This is a genomic window from Paeniglutamicibacter sp. ZC-3 (assembly GCF_025847175.2).
Classification (GTDB): domain Bacteria; phylum Actinomycetota; class Actinomycetes; order Actinomycetales; family Micrococcaceae; genus Paeniglutamicibacter; species Paeniglutamicibacter sulfureus.
Genome location: NZ_JAOYTG010000005.1, coordinates 102,868 through 122,728 on the forward strand (window position 1 = coordinate 102,868; position 19,861 = coordinate 122,728).

Sequence of the window (19,861 nt, forward strand, 5' to 3'; positions counted from 1 at the left end):
GGGCGGCGTCACGCGCTGGGCATCGCAGGGTTGAATCGTGAAAGAATGGGCATCATGGCTGATTCCGCGCGCATTTCACTTGCATCCGAACCCCTCGCCCTAGGTGCCCTGGACGGTCGTTACCGTGCCGCCGTGGCCCCACTGGTCGACCACCTCTCCGAAGCGGCGCTGAACCGCGACCGCGTCCACGTGGAAGTCGAGTGGCTGATCCACTTGACCGACAACTCCGTGCTGCCGGGCACCTCCCCGCTCACCGAGGCCCAGCGCACGGCGCTGCGCAAGATCGTCACCGACTTCAACGCCGCCTCCGTGGCCGAGCTGGCCGAGATCGAAGCCGTCACGGTGCACGACGTGAAGGCAGTGGAGTACTACATTGGCCGCCGCCTGGGGAACATCGGGATCGAGGACCTCACCGCACTGGTCCACTTCGGCTGCACCTCCGAGGACATCAACAACCTCTCCTACGCCCTGGGCGTCAAGGACGCCGTCCTGAACGTCTGGCTGCCCGCTGCCCGCACCTTGGTCGCACAGATCACCGACATGGCAGAAGAATCCCGCGACGTTCCGATGCTCTCGCGCACCCACGGACAGCCGGCCACCCCGACCACCCTGGGCAAGGAACTGGCCGTGCTGGCCTGGCGCCTGACCCGCCAGCTGGACCGCATCGAGAAGACCGAGTTCCTGGGCAAGATCAACGGTGCCACCGGCACCTACGCCGCCCACTACGCCTCGGTACCCTCCGCCGACTGGCAGGAAGTCTCGCGCTCCTTCGTCGAGGGCCTGGGCCTGACCTGGAACCCGCTGACCACCCAGATCGAGTCCCACGACTGGCAGGCCGAGCTCTACGCCGACATGGCACGCTTCAACAGGATCCTGCACAACCTGTGCACCGACGTGTGGAGCTACATCTCCATCGGCTACTTCGCGCAGATCCCCGTTGCAGGCGCCACCGGCTCCTCGACCATGCCGCACAAGGTCAACCCGATCCGCTTCGAAAACGCCGAGGCGAACCTGGAGATCTCCAACGGCCTGCTCGACACACTGGGCGCCACCCTGGTGACCAGCCGCTGGCAGCGCGACCTCACCGACTCCTCCTCGCAGCGCAACATCGGTACCGCCTTCGGCCACTCGCTGCTGGCGATCTCCAACGTCGCCAAGGGCCTTGACCGCCTGGACGTTGCCGAGGCCGTGCTGGCCAACGACCTGGAGCACAACTGGGAGGTGCTCGGCGAGGCCATCCAGATGGTCATGCGCGCCGAGGCCATCGCCGGGGTCGAAGGCATGGAAAACCCGTACGAGCGCCTCAAGGACCTGACCCGCGGCCAGCGCGTCGACGCGGCCCGCATGCAGGAGTTCGTCTCCTCACTGGGCCTGTCCACCGAGGCCGAGGCACGCCTGCTGGAGCTGACCCCGGGGTCCTACAACGGCATCGCCTCGAAGCTGGTTGACCACCTGAAGAAGTAGCCGCACCTATTTTTCTGGGGGTGCCGCCTGGCACCTCAAGGCTGTGGCCTGTCGGGATCCTTTTGGATCCGGGCAGGCCACGGCCTTTTTTAACGAGACATCTGGCAGGCGGCAGGGACGATGTTTCGGCCAGGTTTCCTTTTCCTCCCCCTCCCGGGCACCTCGGTGATCTACATGTTCGCTTCCCGCAACAACACGTGCGTCCAGGTGAAACTTCCCTCGGCAATGCTTGAAGGCATCAACCACCAGGCACGAGGGGACGATACGTCTTGAGCGCACAGCTAGAGCAGGAACAACATCGCACCGGCACGCCGACAACGCAGGCCCGTCTCGAGATGGGTCCGGGGCGCTGGGTACACAATTGGGATGCCGAAGACCCGGGATTTTGGGAAGGCATCGGTCGCACCACCGCCAATACCAATCTTCGCTGGTCGATCTTCGCCGAATTCCTGGGGTTCGTCGTCTGGCAGCTCTTTGCGGTGGTCGCGGTCTACCTTCCGGCCGCCGGCTTCCAGCTGAGCACCACCCAGCTCTTCTGGTTGATCTCCATGCCCAGCCTGGTCGGTGCCACGCTGCGGATCCCCTACACCTTCATGGTCGCCCGCTTCGGTGGGCGAAACTGGACGATTGTCTCGGCCCTGTTGCTGCTGATTCCGGCCGGCGGACTGGCCCTGGCAGTCTCAAACCCAGCGACCCCCTTCTGGTTGTTGCTGACGCTGGCCGGTCTGGCAGGATTCGGCGGCGGCAACTTCGCCTCCTCGATGGCCAACATCACCTATTTCTTCCCTGCCTCGCAGAAGGGCTGGGCGCTGGGACTGAACGCCGCCGGAGGCAACCTGGGTGCTGCAGTGGCCCAACTGCTCGTCCCCATCGCCATCACCATTTTCGCCGCCGGTTCCCTGCAATTGCCGCTGGCGGGGCTGATCTGGATCCCGCTGATCCTTCTGGCCGCCTACGGCGCCAAGCGCAACATGCACAACCTGAGCACCGCCCGCTCGGACGTACGAGGCGCACTGGCCTGCCTGCGCGAACCGCACCTGTGGATCATTGCCGCTCTCTACATCGGAACCTTCGGCTCCTTCATCGGGTTCTCGGCCGTCTTCCCCAAGCTGATCCACGACACCTTCCCGCAATATTCATCCTTCACCCTGGGCACCGCCGCACTCTCCCTGGCGTTCCTCGGACCGCTGGTGGGGTCCCTGGCCAGGCCGGCCGGCGGCAAGCTCGCCGACAAGATCGGCGGGGCGCGCATCACCCTGTGCGCCCTGGCGGTCATGGGCCTGGTGACTCTGGGTGTGGTGCTGATCCTGCCGGCGGCCAACTTCTGGGCGTTCCTGGCCCTGTTCCTGGTGCTCTTTGCCGCCAGCGGCATCGGCAACGGCTCGACCTACCGGATGATCCCCGTCGTTTTCGCCCTGCGCGCGGAAAACAACACCGGCAACGTCTCTGCGGCACGCAAGGGTGCCGCGGCCCTCGGATTGATCTCTGCCATCGGCGCCTACGGCGGCTTCATGATTCCGCAGGCCCTGGGACTGTCCCTGTCCCGCAGCGGCTCCTACACGGCGGCCTTTGTGCTCTTCGTGGCGCTGTACGCGGCCCTGATGTTCCTGGTCTGGTTCTGCTACATCCGCCGCGGCACGGCCTTTGCCGGTCGGAGCATCTAAATGACGATCACCGCCCCAGACCCCAAAACCACGCCCACGCACTGCCCGTACTGCGCCCTGCAATGCGGCATCAGCCTGGACCCCAGCCCGGGTGCCGGTGCGCGGGAACCGGTGTTGCTGACCGGGCGTGACTTCGAGACCAATGCCGGGGCGCTGTGCCGCAAGGGATACAGCGCGGCCAACCTGCTCAACCACCCCGAACGGCTGGGCAGTCCGCTGCTCCGCCGACCCGACGGCGGCTTCGACCCGGTGGGCTGGGATGAGGCACTTGACCTGCTGGCCTCCCGCGCGGCATCCATCCGCAAGGAACACGGGGCCGACGCGGTGGCGGTCTTCGGTGCCGGCGGGCTGACCAACGAAAAGGCCTACCAGCTCGGGAAGTTCGCCCGCCTCGCCCTTGGCACCTCGCGCATCGACTACAACGGGCGCTTCTGCATGTCCTCCGCGGCTGCGGCGGGAAACCGGGCCTTCGGCCTGGACCGTGGCCTGCCCTTCCCGCTGACGGACCTTGATGCCGCCTCGATGATCCTGATGCTGGGCTCGAACGTCGCCGAGACCATGCCGCCGTTTGTCCGGCACCTGGAAAACGCGCGCGCCTCCGGCGGACTCATCGTGGTCGACCCGCGCAGGTCCGCCACCGCCGAACTGTGTGTGGGCGGATCCGGCTGGCACCTGCAGCCCACTCCCGGCACCGACCTGCAGCTGCTGCTGGGCCTGGCGCACGTGCTGCTGGCCGAATCCCTGGTCGACGACCACTACCTTGCCACGCGCACCAAAGGGCTGGCGGGACTGCGGGCCTCGGTCGGCGCCTGGTGGCCCGAACGCGTCGCCACCATCACCGGCGTTCCCGCCGCGGAGATCCGGCGCACCGCCCGCGCCCTGGCCGCCGCGGCCATGGCCGCCAAGACCGGCGGCGGTGGCGTCTACATCCTGACCGGGCGCGGGGTCGAACAGCACGCCAACGGCACCGACACCACCACCGCCGCCATCAACCTCGCCCTGTTGCTGGGCCTGCCCGGCACCCTGGCCGGGGGTTTTGGCACCATCACCGGCCAGGGCAATGGCCAGGGCGGGCGCGAGCACGGGCAGAAGTCCGACCAGCTTCCCGGCTACCGCAAGATCACCGATCCCGCCCACCGCAAACATGTGGCCAGGGTATGGGGCGTGGCCCCCGAAACCCTTCCCGGTCCCGGCATCCCGGCCACCGAGCTTTTGCACACCTTGGGCACCGAATCCGGATCCCGCATGCTCATGGTCCACGCCTCCAACCCCGTCATCTCCTCCCCCGATGCCTCCAAGGTCCTGGAGGCCCTGCGCCGCCTGGACTTCCTGGTGGTCTGCGACTTCTTCCTCTCCGAGACCGCAGCGGAGGCGGACCTCGTTCTGCCGGTGCTGCAGTGGGCCGAGGAAGAGGGCACCGTGACCAATCTCGAGGGTCGGGTCCTGCGTCGCCGAGCGGCGCTTCGCGCACCGGAAGGCGCACGCGGCGAATTGTGGATCATGGCCGAACTCGCCAAGCGACTGGATTCCCCCGGAACGTTTTCGGCCGACGCCCGCGAGGTCTTCGAGGAGTTGCGCCTTGCTTCGGCCGGCGGGCTGGCCGATTATTCCGGCGTTGACTGGGACGACCTTGACGCGGGGGCGGCCGTCTACTGGCCCTGCCCCGCCGGCCACGAGGTGTCCCGGGTTCCGGGGCAGCGTTCGGGCACCCCGCGGCTCTTCCTGGAAGGGTTTGCCCATCCCGATGGAAAGGCACTCCTGGTCCCGGTGCACCCCCGCGCCCGCCTCGAGGCGCTGCACGCCGAAGGCCAGTTGGCGCTGGTCACCGGGCGGTTGCTGGAACACTACCAATCCGGGGCGCAAACCCGCCGGGTCGCCGAACTGGCGGGGGCGGCACCCGAGGCCCGGCTGGAAATCCATCCCGGCACCGCACGCGCCCACGGCATCACCGAAGGCCAACGCGTCGCGGTGCGCAATGTGCGCGGGGAGGTCGTGGCCCGGGCGGCGCTGAGCACAGCGGTCCGCCTGGACACCGTGTTCCTGCCCTTCCACTTTGCCGGGGCCCAGAACGCCAACCTGCTCACCGGTTCCCAAGTGGATCCTCTCAGCGCCATGCCCGAGTTCAAGAACGCACCGGTGTCCCTGCACCCGTTGGGAGATGAATCATGAGTGAGACGATCCGCGAACGCATCCTGGTCATCGGCTTCGGCCCGGTCGCGGCCTCGTTGCTGGAGGGACTGCTGCCGGGTCTGGCCGCGGGTCTGTTCACCGTGGATGTCGTCTCGGCCGAGGAACATGCCGCCTACAACCGCGTGCTCTTGGCCGAGATGGCCAGCGGCGCGACCTCGGCGGAGCACCTGGCGATGATCGATCCGCTGCGCCTGGTGGCGGCGGGCGTCGGTTTGCATCTGGGGGAAACCGTCACGCGGGTGGACCGCTCGCGCCGCCGGGTGCACCTGGGCTCGGGACGAACGTTGGACTATGACCGGCTGGTGTTCGCCACCGGCGCCCGTCCGGTGGTGCCGACGCTGAACGGGCTGGACTTCGCCCCGCATGCCGAGGCCAACCTGCCCTCCGGCGTCATGGCGCTGCGCACCCTCGAGGATGCCGCTGCGCTGAACCGGGTGCTGGAGTCCGGCGGCCGGGTGTTGGTGCTCGGTGGCGGCATCCTGGGCATCGAGGCAGCCCTTGCCATGGCAGAGGCCGGGCACCGTCCGGTGCTGGTGCACCACGGTCCCGCCCCGCTGGGCCGTGCCGTTGACACCGAGGGCGGCATGCTTTTGGCCCACTGCCTGCGTAGCGCCGGCGTCGAGGTCGTCTCCGGGGTCCGCGCCACGGCCGTGCGCCGGGATTCCTCGGGATTCACCGCGCTGGCGACCGAGGACCATGGCGAGATCGCCGGGGATGCGCTGATGCTCTCTTGCGGGGTGCGGGCACGCACCGAGCTGGCCGCCGGTTGCGGGCTGAAGGTCGGCAGGGGCATCCACACCAACGAATATCTGGTGGCCGACACCGAGAACCGGGTCTTTGCGCTGGGAGACTGCGCCGAGGTGGCGGGAGCCGCCCCCGCCGGGTTGTTGGCCCCGGGCTGGACGCAGGCCGCATGGTTGGCGGATTTCCTGCTCACCCACCGGGCACCGGCCCCCGACGCGGCGAGCGGGCCCCTGGATCCACCGACTGCTGCACCGAGGCACGGTGCCTCAAACGTGTTGATGCTCAAGGGCCAGGGCCTGGAACTGGTGGTTGCCGGAAACGTGATGGCCGGCCCGTGGGACGAGGGCCAGGCGCGGGTGAGCGTGTTTGCCGATCCGAAGGCAGGCCGATACCTCAAGCTCGTCACGGAGCAAGACGTGCTGACCGGGTTCCTGGCGATCGGGTTGCCGCGCACGGGTGCCGAAATGGTGCTGGCCTTTGAACGGGGCAGCACGTTGCCGGAAGATCGATCCTCGTTGCTGCGGCTCGATGACCCGGGCCCTGACGATTCACTGGTTGCCGCGGGCGCCGATGACCAGCTTTGCCGTTGCTCGGGTGCCACCCATGGGCAGGTGGCCCACGCCGTGGAAGAAGGTTGCTCCACGGTGGCCGAGGTCGGTGCCGCTTGCCGGGCAGGCACGGGCTGCGGCGGGTGCCGCGGGAAGATCGAAGCGATGTTGCGGGTCCCTGTCCCGGCTTAGACACATCGAGCAGGGGAGGTCGTCGTTCGAAAACTCAGGAATCTTCGTCGGGATGTCCGCTACGCAGCCCGATACGGCGGCCGATCGCGCCCAGCGCGGCCAGAGGAGCGCTGAGCATGCGGTGTTGTGACTCGGTCGCAAAATCGAATTCCTCGCGATAGGCGTCCAGCAGCACCGCCATCTGCAGCGGGTTTCGGGGAAGTCCCGCGGCATTGGCCTTGCCCTCGGATGCCAGCAGACAGAACATTGCAAAGAATTCCTCGGCGTGCAGTGCGGGGCTCAGCCGCACGATCGCATGTGCGGGCTCCCCGGCATTGCCCCATCGGTGTGCGGTACCCGGCGGAATGACGCCAACTTCACCAGGACCCAGCAGTGTTCGCTTGTCACCTTTTACCAAGTCAAGACGCCCGAAAACCGTGGTGAAGCGCTCTTCCTGATTCGGATGGCGGTGGGCGGCCGCCACCCGCGCGCCCGGTGCCAGGTACAGATCAAACTCGCAGTATTCCCCACCCGTTGACACTCGCGTCGCCCGCCAGACAAATCGTTCGCCGGAGCGGGCATTGACCATCTCTTCTCCAATTTGCACCATGTTCCGAGACTAGACTCACTGCCACCCCAAGGCCATGGCCACGGCCACGGCCACGGCCATTTCAGCGCCCGCGTCTTGCCCCGATCCGGGGGCAGGCTCGATACGCCTCGACTGGCTGATACATATATATGCCTTCGGAGTTGACCGGCAAACCCACGTCTATCCTGCGGGTCCCGGTTCCGTCCTGGGCGCGGTATGCGGCAGCGTCGGACATCGCATGAAGGGCATTGGCGTCGGCGCCTCGGGCCCCAAGCGGCAAAGCGCCGACGTCAATGTTTCCCCCCTGCCGTCGGGAACCGGTGGCCCGGTCCCGGCACATTTAGCCTTGCCCGATGTCCTGGGTAATCCAGAACTCCGCGCCCGTTGGATCCTTCAGCGCTGCATTGCGCCCGAAGGGCGTATCTTCCGCAGGCTGGATGACCTCGCCACCCAATGCCAAGGTCTTTTCGATGATGGCATCGGCGTTCTCAACCGCGAAGTACACATGCCAGCTGGCCGGTGCGCCCGCGGGCAGGAACGAACTGGCATCCATGATCCCTGCCTTGGAATCATCCCCGGCACCGAGTGTGGTGTATCGGAATTCATCGGTGTCGCCCACCACCGCGGTGTCCCAGCCGAAGACGTCCTCATAGAACTTCACGGTCGGGGCAAAGTCCCGGGTAAAAAGTTCGTGCCAGGCGGGTGCACCGTTTTCGGCAGCCACTTCGTATCCGGTGTGCCCGCCAAACTCCCAGATCCCCACCGCCGCGCCTCCGGCGTCCCCGAACATCGCCATCTTGCCCTGCTCGGGAACCTCCATGGGCGGCAGGTAGACCTGCCCGCCGTGCTCGGCCGCGGCCTTCGTTGCGGCGTCAATGTCATCCACCCGCAGATAGGTGGTCCAGACATCCGGGGACCCGGAAGTACCGTCGTTGTTCATGATCCCGGCTACCATCTTCCCGTCCTTGGAAGCGGTGATGTAGCCGCCATACAGTTCTGCATCCCCGGCCTCGTAGGTCCAGCCGAAGAGCTCCGTATAGAACGCCTGGGATTTCTCCGGGGCGGAGGTCAGCAGGTCGATCCAGCAGGGAGCGCCGACGGTGAGTTCCGGCTTGGGCATGGTGCCTCCAAGGCAATGAATGAGGGTGTGTAATGTGGGTCCAGGCGTGAGTCTATGCCCGCTGTCGCGACACATCAATGGGCTGACGCCACGTACCCGGCAGTAAGTAGGATGGAGCGTCGGTCCGTCCCGCCCGCCGCCCTGGCACCGTGGCCCCGGCAGACCGGAATTCTTCCCCGGACCACACTCCCTCGACGGCCGGACAAATAGGGTTACGCCGAGGCGTACATCCATGTACGTCATGCCGTACTATGAATTACCCGTTGTTTTCACCCACCGACACACCGCCCCGCATAGGACCTCAATGACGAATCCTTCCCGCATCCGCGCCTTCACTTCCTGGCGCCGCCGGCTGTCCGCGGCCCTGGCCTGCCTGGCACTTGCCGCGACGCTTTCCGGATGCAACTCCCCCGGTGCCATTTCCGGCCAGGACGACTCCGATCGCCCGGTGGTGCTGACCACCTTCACCGTGCTGGCCGACATCGCCAGGAACGTTGGCGGGGACAAGATCACCGTCGAGTCGATCACCAAGGCAGGTGCCGAGATCCACGGCTATGAACCCACGCCGCAGGACATCGCCAAGGCCTCGCGCGCGCATCTGATCCTGGACAACGGGTTGAACCTCGAGGCCTGGTTCGAGCAGTTCATCGTCGAACTCGACGTGCCGCACGTGGTGGTCAGCGAAGGCGTCGAGGTCATGGACATCTCCGAGGACGCCAATGCCGGCCTGCCCAACCCGCACGCCTGGATGAGCCCGGTCAACGTGCAAATATACGTGGAAAACATCCGCGACGCCTTTATCGAACTCGACCCGGAAAACCGCGAGTACTACACCCGAAATGCCACTGCCTACAACGCGGAGCTGGAAACGCTGGAGAAGAACCTGGTCCAGGGACTCTCCGGGCTCAAGGAGAATGAGCGTGCTCTGGTGACCTGCGAGGGCGCCTTCTCCTATCTGGCCCGCGACGCAGGCCTGACCGAAAAGTACATCTGGGCGGTGAACGCCGAGCAGCAGGCCACCCCGCGGCAGATCGCCTCGGCCATCGAGTTCGTCAAGGACAATGAGGTGCCCGCGGTGTTCTGCGAATCCACCGTCTCCGATGCCCCGATGCAACAGGTCGTGCAGGGCTCGGGAAGCACCTTTGGCGGCACCCTGTTCGTCGACTCGCTCTCCGAGGCCGATGGCCCGGTGCCCACCTACCTCGATCTCATCCGGCACGACACCGACGTGATCCTTCAGGCCCTGACCGGGGAAAAGCCATGAGCGCCCCGGCCGTCACCGTCCAGGACCTCACCGTGCGCTACGGGGACGTCCTGGCTCTGAAGGATGCCAGCCTGGAATTGAAGAACTCGCGTATCTGTGGCCTGGTGGGCATGAACGGTTCGGGAAAATCGACGCTGTTCAAGGCCATCATGGGCCTGGTCAAGCCGGACTCCGGGACGGTGCGCGTCAACGGCGGCACTCCCGCCCAGGCCCGCAAGTCGGCGGCCATCGGCTACGTGCCGCAAAGCGAAGACGTCGACTGGGCCTTCCCGGTCTCGGTGCACGACGTGGTCATGATGGGCCGCTACGGGCACATGGGTTTCACCCGCCGCCCCTCCAAGGCCGACAAGCTGGCGGTCGACGAGGCCCTTGAACGCGTGGAACTCACCGATTACGCCCAAAGGCAGATTGGGCAGCTCTCCGGCGGGCAGAAAAAGCGCGCCTTCGTGGCCCGCGGCATCGCCCAGGACGCCACGATCCTGCTGCTGGATGAACCGTTCGCCGGGGTCGACAAGCGCTCCGAGGCCACGATCACCCGGCTGCTGCGCGAGCAGGCACGGGCAGGGGCGGCGATCCTGATCTCCACCCATGACTTGCACGCCCTGCCCGAACTGGCCGACGAGGCGGTGCTGTTGATGCAGCGGGTGCTCATGCACGGGGATCCCAAGACGGTCCTGCGGCCCGAAAACCTTGCCCTGGCCTTCGGGCTTGACGTGCTGGGACGGGGGGACGCAGCATGAACCTCCTCGACTTGCTCCTCGAGCCGCTGGGCTACGGCTTCATGATCAACGCCCTGGCCACGGCGGTGACCGCCGCTGCCGTCTGCGCGGTGCTCTCCTGCTGGCTGGTGCTCATCGGCTGGTCGCTGATGGGCGATGCCGTCTCCCACGCGGTGCTCCCGGGCGTCGTGCTGGCCTACGTGTTCTCGGTGCCCTTCGCGATCGGCGCGCTGCTCTTCGGTTTCCTTGCCGTGGCACTGATCGGGGCGGTGCGCGACACCAGCCGCATCAAGGAGGACGCGGCCATCGGCATTGTCTTCTCCACGCTCTTTGCCCTGGGCCTGGTGCTGATCTCCGTCACCCCCTCGCAGACCGACCTGGGCCACATCATCTTCGGAAACCTTCTGGGGGTTTCCAAGCCCGAGCTCATCCAGATCGTCATCCTGGGCGTGCTGGCCCTGGGTGCGTTGCTGCTCAAGCGCCGGGACTTCACGCTCTTTGCCTTCGATGCGACCCACGCCCACGCCATCGGCCTGAATCCGCGCCTGCTGGGTGCTGCGCTGCTGGGCCTGCTGGCACTGACCTCGGTGGTGGCGCTCCAGGCGGTGGGCGTCATCCTGGTGGTCGCCATGCTGATCATCCCCGGCGCCACGGCGCATCTGCTCACCGACAGGTTCGGACGAATGCTGGTCATCGCCCCGGCGGTCTCAGTCGCCTGTGCGGTCATCGGGCTGTACATCAGCTACTACCTGGACACGGCCTCGGGCGGCATGATCGTGCTGACCCAGGGAGCGGTGTTCGCGCTGGTCTACCTCTTCAGCCCCACCCAAGGGCTGCTTGGACGCCGCATCTCCAGATCGGCGCGCCGCCTGCGCACCCCCAAGTAATACCCGTCCACCCGAAGCGGCGGACACCAGGCCGTTTGGGGCGTCGCCCGTCCCGACAGGATTTCCACCAGGTACAAAAGAAGCCGATGTTGCGCTGCAACATCGGCTTCTTTTGTGTTTGCTGTGGGTGCGGAGACGGGGGGTGTTACTCGGCCAGCGTGTGCGATTCGGTCGCGCTGCGCTCGATCGTCTCCACCTTTTCGTCGGACGGATCCTGTGCCTGCGCACCGAGGTGGCCGCGGGTGAGCTTGTTCATGATCAGTGCGATGGCGCCGTCGCCGGTCACGTTGGTTGCCGTGCCGAAGCTGTCCAGCGCGATGTATGCGGCGAACATCAGGCCAACCTCGACCTCGCCGAAGCCGAGCATCTGGGCCAGCAGGCCGGCCGCGGCGGCGATCGCGCCGCCGGGAACGCCCGGGGCGGCGATCATCATGACACCGAGCATCAGGATGAACGGGAGGTACGCGCCAAAGGTGACGTCACCGCCGGTGAGCAGCAGCACCGCGATCGAGAAGCAGGTGATCTTGACCATCGAGCCGGAGAGGTGGATCGTGGCGCACAGCGGGATCACGAAACCGGCCACCGAGTCGGAGACGCCGTTCTTCTTGGTTGAGGCCAGCGTGACCGGAATCGTCGCGGCCGAGGAGGAGGTGCCCAGCGCGGTGAAGTAGGCATCGCGCATGCGCCACAGTGCCTTGAGCGGGTTTTGCCCCGTCATCGATCCGGCCACGGAGTACTGCACCAGCAGCACGACAAACGTCAGGGCAAAGGATACGAGGGCCACGAGCAGGAACTTGGTGACCACGGCGACGGCGGCACCGCTGGCCGAGAGGTCCATGAAGATTCCGAAGATGAACAGCGGCAATGCGGGGACGATGATGCGGCGGATCACGGATTCGATGATCGTGCGGAATTCGACGGCTCCGCGGAAGAGCACCTTGGAATGGAACGCGGTCAGGCCCACGCCGATCACGAAGGCGAGCACGAGTGCGCTCATCACGCCGATGACCGGCTCAAGCACGATCTCGGTGGCCGAGTCGCCGGCACTGGCCACCAGCGTGATGTAGGGGGTGAAGCCCGAATCGGATTCTTCGCCCAAGGCCTCGAGGCCGCCGCCCGACAAGGACGGAGTGAACAGCCAGCGGCTCACGAAGTAGGCGAGCAGTCCGGCGAGGATCGTGGAGCCGTAGGCGATGGCGGCGGTGATCCCGAGCCATTTGCCGGCACCCTTGCCGAGTTCGGCGATTGCCGGTGCGACCAGGCCCAGGATGATCAGCGGCACGATGAAGCCGAGGAAACCCGAGAAAATCGAGTTGTAGGTCAGGAATGCCCCACCGAGCCAAGCCGGCATGATCGGCCCAGTCAGTATGCCCAGGACAATGGCCAGGAGAATCCAGCCAAGCAGGGGAATCGATTTGAGCAGCTTCATGGGGGGTCCTTAAGTCGACGGGGTCGGGTCGCACGGCGATGCGCAAGCTGGTTTGTGGCGCAGCCCACGCCTCAGCCATATTAGACGCTGTGAGCCATTCCTCGAAATCAGTCGCTTTGACTCAAGATTAGTGCTCGCAAGAATCCTTGCGTGCCTCAGTTAATTTGCTCGCCAAATGGAACGTCAACGCCCTGGGCCCGCGTCTTGGCCCGGTTAATGAGCTGGTTCCGGTTGGTCTTGAGGCTGCGGGTGATGACCGTCGGGTTCAGGAACCGTTGGATAGCCGCGAGCGCCTCGGTATGGAACTGGCTTATGGCCTCGTGCTCCAGCAGCCGCTGGTACGCCGTGCGCACCTTATCGCAGGCGCCTTTCCGGCGGCTCGATAGCGCCGTGGTATGAGACCGACAGTGATTTTTCCTGCGTGTTCACCGGCACCGGACCTATGCTTAAGTTGACGCTTGTCCGTACCGCCGAAGGAGATCTCGGATGTCGCGCATCATTTCGACCGGAATGGCCAAGACCGGCCTCCTGCTCGGCTACAAAGTCGCCCGCGATACGGGCAACCGTCAGGCAGGTGGTGCCGTTTTGGCGGCATGCGGCCTGGCCGCCTTCACCGTCTGGAAAAACGACGCCGGCACGGCACGGGCGGCCGCCCTCACTTGCACGTACATCGCGGCATTCGTTGCGTCCCACCCACTGGCCAAAAAGATCGGTGCCTGGCCGGCAGTATTCACCGTCACCGGGGTCGCAGCGCTGGCCTCGATGATCTTTGGCGGACACCGCAAGGAATCCTAGTTCTACCTTCGCGCCAGTTCCGGTCCTTTTATACGCCGCCTGGAACTTTCAGGGATACCGCCCACAAAATGGCTAAGCGTAGTCAAGATGTCGTTGAAAGGGACCGGGAAGTCTATTCGGCGATGCGGCAGCCCCGCTGGGCGGTCAAGGATCCCGTCCGGAGGAACCTGCCATGCATGTCTTGATCATGTCGTTCGGGACCCGCGGCGACATCCAGCCCTACGCCGCCCTCGCCGGCGCGCTCGCCCGCGCCGGGCACGACGTCACCCTCGCCGTCCCCGAGGGGTTCGCGGATCTGATCCCGCACAGCGGTCCCGGGACCATCACGCACCAGCCCGCCGGCTCCACGATGCTGCGCCTACTCCAGGAAGTCATGCCGGATCTGAGTGGACCCCTGGATGCGTGGCGAACGCTGGGGATCATGAGCACCGCGATGCGCGAGCTGAACGCGGAGTGTTGGGCTGCCGCGCAGGCGGCGCACCCGGACGTTGTCGTGTACCACCCCAAGTGTCTTGCCGGGCAGCACATCGCCGAGGCGCTGGGCGTGCCCGGCGTGCTGTCGCTCCCGCTGCCGTTTTTCACCCCAACGCGTGCGCACGCGATGCCGTTCTTCGGCGGCGCCTCCTTCGGTGCGTGGGGAAATCGCGCGACCTACGGGTTCAGGCGGATGGCCGGTGTCATGTATGGCGGCATGGTCAACGACTTCCGGCGCGAGGTCGGTCTGGGTCGCATCGGCCACCTCGCGGACCCGCTCAGGAATTCGGACGGCAGCTCGGTCCACGTCATGTACCCGTACAGCAGGCACGTTCTGCCGGTCCCCGCGGACTACCCGCCTTCGGCCCACGTCACTGGGTACTGGTTCCTGGATGACGTCGACGGCGCCGCCTGGGAGCCGCCGGCGCACCTGGCGGACTTCCTCGCGGCAGGTGAGCCTCCGGTCTATGTCGGGTTCGGCTCCATGGGCTTCGGCAAGGGAGCGAACGAGCGCCGAGACACCATCCTGGCCGCACTGCGGGTCCACGGCCTGCGCGGGATCATCGCGACCGGCTGGGGAGGCATCACTCCCGGCGAGGCCGGGACCGAGGACGTGCTGGTCATCGAGGGCGCGCCCCACGCGTGGCTCTTCCCGCGAGTCGCGGAGTCGTGCACCACGGCGGCGCGGGCTCGACCGCGGCCGGACTGCGGGCGGGTCGCCCGACGCTGGTCGTGCCGTTCCCTGGGGACCAGCCATTCTGGGGAACGCGGGTCCATGCGCTCGGCGTCGGCCCCGCCCCGCTCCCGGCCAGGGACCTGGGCACGAGCCTGGCCAGCAGTCTCGGCGCCCTCGTCCACACCGACTCCTATACCTCCCGCGCCGATGAGATGGGTGCCGCCATCCGCGCTGAAAACGGTCTCGTCGTCGGCGTGCACGTCCTGGAACAGATCACGGGAGTGACAGCCGTCGGCCAATAGGCCATCCCACGGCGATCACCCGGGTGGTCGCGACCACAGCCGGTCTTCCCCGGAGGTGCAGTACCCATGGAGCGTGTCTGCTTCGTCTTGGAAATCGAGCAAGGCACGCATAACATCTGGCCAGCTGCCCAACTCGTATTCGTTCCACCATTCGACACACACCCGGCAGAAGCGCTACCGGACTTCAGTGCTGAATCTTCTCACGGGCGCCACCCTCCCGTGGAATACGGTCCTCCTCGACCGGGCGATCGCCATCTTGATTCAGTAAGGCAACGCCATGAACCCTGATTTGCCGCGATTCCTATCGCTTTGGAGATGCGAACATCAATCACCGGCGACCATTCCTTGCCATACACCATCAAGATCAAGCCCGACAATTGCAGGCCGCCAGGTAAGCCGCCCCGGAGCGACATCGACGGCGAAGCCAGGACCCTGGCAGCGCGTGGTGCCGCTGCCCTTCTAGCCGCGCGAGACGTGCAGCGCCTCGGTGGCCTGGCGTCCCAGGCTGATGGTGCCGGTTCCGTCGGCGACCTGCAGCAGCACCGCATCGGAGAACGGGGCTGCCTCGGTGATGACCAGGTCCACCCCGGGCACAACACCCTGCGCGCTGAGGTACTGCAGCAACGCCGGGTCCTCGTCATTGATCCGCTCCACGGTGACCCGGACGCCGGGCTCCACGGTGCTCAGCAATACGGCGTCAGGCCTGGTCAGCACCCCGTCGGCACTGGGGATCGGGTCCCCGTGCGGATCGCGGTCGGGGTGGCCCAGGAAGGCATCAAGGCGTTCGACCATGAAGTCGCTCATGGCGTGCTCGAGGTTTTCGGCTTCGTCGTGGACCTGGTCCCAGTTGTAGGCCAGGGTCTGGACCAGGAAGGTTTCCAGCAGCCGGTGCCGGCGCACCATGTCCAGTGCGTACTTTCTGCCCACTTCGGTCAGCTCGACGGCACCGTAGCGGGCGTGGCTGACCAGGCCCTGCGCGGTCAGCTTGCGCACCGCATCGGAGACCGAGGAGACCTTCAGCCCGGATTTCTGTGCGATGTCTGTTGCGGTGACGGGATCGTCCGACCATTCGGAGAGCCCCCAAATGACCTTCAAATAGTTTTGCGTGCTGATGGAAAGATCCGAAACCGACATGTGTACGAGTCTACAGAGCGCACCCGCACACCGGTTTCCGGCCCGGGTGTGACATCGCCTGGATCCGGCCCCGCTCGAGGCGGTCGCGGAAGTTCAAAATGCCGTACAGGGGGCTTGGCGCTTGCGCGTGCCCGGAGGCTCCCGCCCATGCGAACGGCCCGGTCGCTTGACCGGGCCGTTCGCGTACATGGACCGGGGTCCGGGTCGCCGTGTACCGCGCGGTTACGCCTGGCCGGCGACCCCGGCCTTGTCCTCGACGTATCGGCCGGTACGGGCCATCATGATGCCGCCCAGAGACATCGGGATGAAGGTTGCCACGTACACCCACAGCGGGACGGTCCAGCCACCGGTGGTGGAGAAGAGCCAACCACCCAGCAGCGGGCCAAGGGTGCCGAAGAGGTAGCCGACGCCCATCGCGAATCCTGCCATGGCCGCGGACCCCGCGGTGGTGCGGCTGCGCAGGTTGAACATCGCGATCGCCAGCGGGAAGGCTCCTCCGGCGAGACCTGCCACCAGGGCGGCGAGCCACAGCGGGCCGATTCCGGTCAGCATCAGCAGGTAGCCCAGCGGGCCGGCCGCCGACAGGATCACCGCGAGGATCGCCGGGTTGCGCATCTTGTTGGCGATCAGCGGGGTGATCACCGCCATCGGGAGGGTCATGAACGTGTAGACGGAAAACGCCGTGGCGGCCGATCCCTTGTCCAGCCCGAAGCCCTGCTGCATGATCGTGGGCAGCCAGGCCAGCATGGCATAGATGTTCAGCGAGGCCATGGCGTAGAACAGTGCGGTTCCGACGGCGACGGGGCTGGCGACCAAGCGGCCCAGGCCCAGACCCGTTCCGGCCGCCGCACCGGCCGTGGCACTCTGCGCCGCGGTGGGGGCACCGCTGCGGCGTTCCTTCAGAAGCACCAGCGTCCAGGGCAGGACGGCGACCAGTGAGAGCACGCCCCACGAGGCGAGCGAGAACTGCCAGCCACCGGCATTGGCCAGCGGGAGCGCCGTCATGGCCGGCAGCGTTGCCCCGGCCTGCATCAGCAGGGCGAAGACGGTGACCATGGAGGCCTGGCGGTCGGGGAAGTGCTTCTTGACCAGCGGGGCGCCAGCCACGTTGCCGAAGCCCATGCCCAGCAGGGCCACGAACGTCAGGGCCATGAAGATCGCGGGGCTGTCGCTGAAGGGACGCACCATGGTGCCGACGGCGGCCAGGATCACGGCGATCAGGGCGGTTGCCTCCAGCCCGATCTTGCGCACAATGACCGGGGCCAGGAAGCCGCCGATGCCGAAGCTCAGCGTGGGCAGCATGCCGATGAAGGTGGCCCCGGCGGTGCCGATGCCCAGTTCGCCGGTGACGGTGGTCAGCAGTGGCGAGAGCCCGGTGACCGCGTAGCGCAGGCCGATGCCCAGCAGCAGCAGCCCAACGATGATGATGATGCGGCCCTTCCACAGCCCGGGGCGGGGGTTGCCCGCGCCTGCGGCCTGTGCAAGGTTTTCGCCGAAAGTGTTACTTGTGGTGGACATGTCCGGTTCTGCGATTCAGCTAGTGGTTCAGATTGCCTAGGAGTGCTTCGAGTCGCCGTCGATCGGGAACATCTGTCCCGAGATCGTGCGGGCGTGCGGGCCGGCCAGGAAGAGGGCCAGCTGGGCGATGTCGTTGGGGTCGATGAACTTGCGGATCGACTGGTTGTCCAGCGCCTTGTTGGTTTCTTCCTCCACCGTGGTGCCGTTGGCCTCGGCGCGGCCTGCCAATACGCTGCCCATGCGCGGGCCCTCGACGGCTCCGGGGTGGATGGTGTTGGCGGTGATGCCGAAATCGCCCAGTTCCAGGGCGAGCGTCTTGGCAAAGCCGACCAGTCCCCACTTGGTCGTGGCGTAGGCGATGCGGTTCGGGTAGCCGAAGCGGCCGGCCAGCGAGGACATCACCAGGATGGAGCCCGCGTCGGATTCCTTGAGCAGCGGGATGGCGCGCTGGGTGACCATGAGGGTGCCGGTGAGGTTGATGTTCACGACGGCGGCCCAGGTGTCGATCGGGTAGTCGTTGGCCGGGGCGGTGGCTCCGGCGATGCCGGCGTTGTTGACGAGCACATCCAGGCCGCCAAGCTGTTCCTCGATGTCCTTGAAGAGCACCTCGAGGTCCTCGGCCTTGCTGATGTCGCCGACCGAACCGGTGATGTTCTCGTTTTCCGCGACGATCGCCGCGACGGCCTCGGCGTTGACGTCGGCGATGTGGACGCGGGCGCCGTTGGCAACGAAAGCCTTGGCGATGGCCAGTCCGATTCCGCCGGCTCCGGCGGTGATGAGTACACGCTGTGACATGATTTCGACTCCTTCTACGCGATGCCGTGGATCCCACGACTTCGGTTCGCATTCTTATGTACGGCGAGGGCCGGGACTCTCGGGCCAGGTGGTCCGGCGGGTGACGGTCCGTGCTTGTATGCGTCTCACGGTGCGGAAAGGAATTCCGCTCCCGGTGTTGATGCATTCCATACAGTAGGCCTGCCCGAATCCGGCGTCAACGGCGCCGATCACACCGCAATTCCGGTTTTCCCGCTGCCGGAATGTCAAGTTCTCACCCTCGTAGAAATTACATGCAATTACATACAAGTAGGGGTTCTGTCCAGGAAATCTCGTCAACTTTTCCGTCCAGAGGAAAGTCGAACGCAACATTTCCTTGGTCACACGAAGCGGGGATTATTGCCCGGCAGGGAACTATCCGACCTCAGAGCGCGCGCGTCAGATCCGCGATGCGACGGCCGGTCTCGTCCGCCGCCTGAGCAAGGGCCTCAACGTAGCCCTTGAGCTCATCCCGATGGAAGCGTGCCGTGGGCAGAACGGTCGTAAAGGCCCCGAGCGGCTGTCCTGTCGTGGGGATCGCAACGCCCACTCCACAGATGCCCGGTGAGGTTTCCTCCAAATTCACCCCATAGCCATTGCGGCGAACCACAGCCAGATGCCGCTTCAGCGTTGCAAGCGATCCACCTTCCGACCCGGCCCGCTCGTCCAGCGGCGCCGGGACCCCCGATGCGGATGTAACTGCGGCAAGGTCGTCATTTCGCAGTTGCGCCAGCATGGCCTTGCCGCCGGCCGACTCGAGCGCCGGCAACTTGTCCCCGACACGAATCACCACCCTCAGGTTCTGCTCCATTTCATCTATGCCGTCGAGGAAACGAACCGAGCCCATTTCCAACACCATGAAGCCCACGGTTTCATGGAGCCTGGCATGGAGCCGTTCAAGTGCCGGGCGGGCCAGGTCGCGCAATGAACTTCGGGCTATGGCCCCGACCGCGTGGGCGGCAAGAACAGGTCCCGCCACATAGCGCCGTTCTCGGTCCTGGCCGGCAAATCCCCGGTAGGAAAGGGCGGCCAGCAGGCGGTGCGCCGTGGAGACCGCCACGCCGAGCCGCGCGGCCGCCTCGGTGACGGTCAAGGTGCCACCGAAGCGGAGCATGAGAGCCAATTGCAACGCGCGGTCAACCGATTCGATGGGCGGCTGCGTTGCGCCGTCGGTCCAAGATTTGGAATCGCTCGCAGCTGCATCCGGCGTGGAGTTGGTCATGGCACAAGCATCCCATGTTGCCGCCCGGCACCCGGGCTCCGCTGACGGGTGCGGCACCGCCCATGCCGCTCCCGGGGGACACACTCTGCGCGCCCTCCTCCCAACCATCATGAATTCCTTCATACGGAATGAGTCTGA

General features: G+C 66.1%; 17 protein-coding genes and 1 pseudogene. 10 read left to right on the top strand and 8 right to left on the bottom strand.

Going from position 1 to position 19,861, the window contains the following annotated elements; translation table 11 throughout:
- Positions 1-54: 54 nt before the first annotated feature.
- From purB to OIU93_RS07910, 4 genes are all read left to right on the top strand, one after another.
- A complete protein-coding gene (gene purB / locus OIU93_RS07895) occupies positions 55-1,464 on the top strand; it encodes an adenylosuccinate lyase (protein ID WP_264269543.1) in 1,410 nt (469 codons plus the stop codon).
- A gap of 269 nt (positions 1,465-1,733) precedes the next feature.
- Positions 1,734-3,128, top strand: coding sequence for an MFS transporter (locus tag OIU93_RS07900; RefSeq protein ID WP_264269544.1), 1,395 nt, complete (start codon positions 1,734-1,736; stop codon positions 3,126-3,128).
- A complete protein-coding gene (locus OIU93_RS07905; protein WP_264269545.1) occupies positions 3,129-5,297 on the top strand; it encodes a molybdopterin oxidoreductase family protein in 2,169 nt (722 codons plus the stop codon).
- A complete protein-coding gene (locus tag OIU93_RS07910; protein WP_264269546.1) occupies positions 5,294-6,802 on the top strand; it encodes an FAD-dependent oxidoreductase in 1,509 nt (502 codons plus the stop codon). The genes OIU93_RS07905 and OIU93_RS07910 overlap by 4 nt, the downstream gene beginning before the upstream one ends.
- Before the next feature lie 34 nt (positions 6,803-6,836).
- Here OIU93_RS07910 and OIU93_RS07915 read toward each other — a convergent pair whose 3' ends face one another.
- Entirely contained in the window at positions 6,837-7,391 is a 555-nt protein-coding gene (locus OIU93_RS07915) for a cupin domain-containing protein (RefSeq protein WP_264269547.1), read from the bottom strand.
- Positions 7,392-7,710: 319 nt separating this feature from the next.
- A complete protein-coding gene (locus tag OIU93_RS07920) occupies positions 7,711-8,490 on the bottom strand; it encodes a VOC family protein (RefSeq protein ID WP_264269548.1) in 780 nt (259 codons plus the stop codon).
- A 304-nt stretch (positions 8,491-8,794) separates the two neighbouring features.
- On the opposite strand from OIU93_RS07920, the gene OIU93_RS07925 reads away from it, so the two are divergent.
- The 3 genes from OIU93_RS07925 to OIU93_RS07935 are packed head-to-tail and all read left to right on the top strand — an operon-like array spanning position 8,795 to position 11,360.
- Positions 8,795-9,754 (top strand): metal ABC transporter substrate-binding protein, encoded by a 960-nt coding sequence (locus OIU93_RS07925; RefSeq protein ID WP_264269549.1) that lies wholly within the window; start codon positions 8,795-8,797, stop codon positions 9,752-9,754.
- Entirely contained in the window at positions 9,751-10,494 is a 744-nt protein-coding gene (locus OIU93_RS07930; protein ID WP_264269550.1) for a metal ABC transporter ATP-binding protein, read from the top strand. The genes OIU93_RS07925 and OIU93_RS07930 overlap by 4 nt, the downstream gene beginning before the upstream one ends.
- On the top strand, positions 10,491-11,360 hold the full coding sequence (locus OIU93_RS07935) for a metal ABC transporter permease (RefSeq protein WP_264269551.1): 870 nt from the start codon (positions 10,491-10,493) through the stop codon (positions 11,358-11,360). Before OIU93_RS07930 ends, OIU93_RS07935 begins: the two co-directional genes overlap by 4 nt.
- Before the next feature lie 145 nt (positions 11,361-11,505).
- Here OIU93_RS07935 and OIU93_RS07940 read toward each other — a convergent pair whose 3' ends face one another.
- Complete coding sequence (locus tag OIU93_RS07940) at positions 11,506-12,789, bottom strand: dicarboxylate/amino acid:cation symporter (protein ID WP_264269552.1); 1,284 nt, start codon at positions 12,787-12,789, stop codon at positions 11,506-11,508.
- A gap of 155 nt (positions 12,790-12,944) precedes the next feature.
- Entirely contained in the window at positions 12,945-13,142 is a 198-nt protein-coding gene (locus OIU93_RS07945; RefSeq protein ID WP_264269553.1) for a hypothetical protein, read from the bottom strand.
- Between the two features lie 133 nt (positions 13,143-13,275).
- Here OIU93_RS07945 and OIU93_RS07950 point away from each other — a divergent pair, with 133 nt between their 5' ends.
- The 3 genes and pseudogenes from OIU93_RS07950 (at position 13,276) to OIU93_RS07960 (ending at position 15,036) form a co-directional block, all read left to right on the top strand.
- Positions 13,276-13,584: a hypothetical protein gene (locus OIU93_RS07950; RefSeq protein WP_264269554.1), complete on the top strand. Its 309-nt coding sequence runs from the start codon at positions 13,276-13,278 to the stop codon at positions 13,582-13,584.
- A 187-nt stretch (positions 13,585-13,771) separates the two neighbouring features.
- Positions 13,772-14,152: pseudogene (locus tag OIU93_RS07955) on the top strand (glycosyltransferase); the annotation flags it as partial.
- A 575-nt stretch (positions 14,153-14,727) separates the two neighbouring features.
- On the top strand, positions 14,728-15,036 hold the full coding sequence (locus OIU93_RS07960) for a glycosyltransferase (protein WP_372342890.1): 309 nt from the start codon (positions 14,728-14,730) through the stop codon (positions 15,034-15,036).
- 459 nt (positions 15,037-15,495) lie between these two features.
- On the opposite strand, the gene OIU93_RS07965 is transcribed toward OIU93_RS07960, so the two are convergent.
- The 4 genes from OIU93_RS07965 to OIU93_RS07980 form a co-directional block, all read right to left on the bottom strand.
- Positions 15,496-16,170, bottom strand: coding sequence for a metal-dependent transcriptional regulator (locus OIU93_RS07965; RefSeq protein WP_264269556.1), 675 nt, complete (start codon positions 16,168-16,170; stop codon positions 15,496-15,498).
- Between the two features lie 222 nt (positions 16,171-16,392).
- Positions 16,393-17,688, bottom strand: a complete 1,296-nt coding sequence (locus OIU93_RS07970; RefSeq protein WP_264269557.1) for an MFS transporter — start codon at positions 17,686-17,688, stop codon at positions 16,393-16,395.
- A 36-nt stretch (positions 17,689-17,724) separates the two neighbouring features.
- Positions 17,725-18,483 (bottom strand): SDR family oxidoreductase, encoded by a 759-nt coding sequence (locus OIU93_RS07975; protein ID WP_264269558.1) that lies wholly within the window; start codon positions 18,481-18,483, stop codon positions 17,725-17,727.
- A 403-nt stretch (positions 18,484-18,886) separates the two neighbouring features.
- The gene (locus tag OIU93_RS07980) at positions 18,887-19,723 is read right to left on the bottom strand and encodes an IclR family transcriptional regulator (protein ID WP_264269559.1); all 837 of its coding nucleotides are present in this window, start codon (positions 19,721-19,723) and stop codon (positions 18,887-18,889) included.
- Positions 19,724-19,861: the final 138 nt, after the last annotated feature.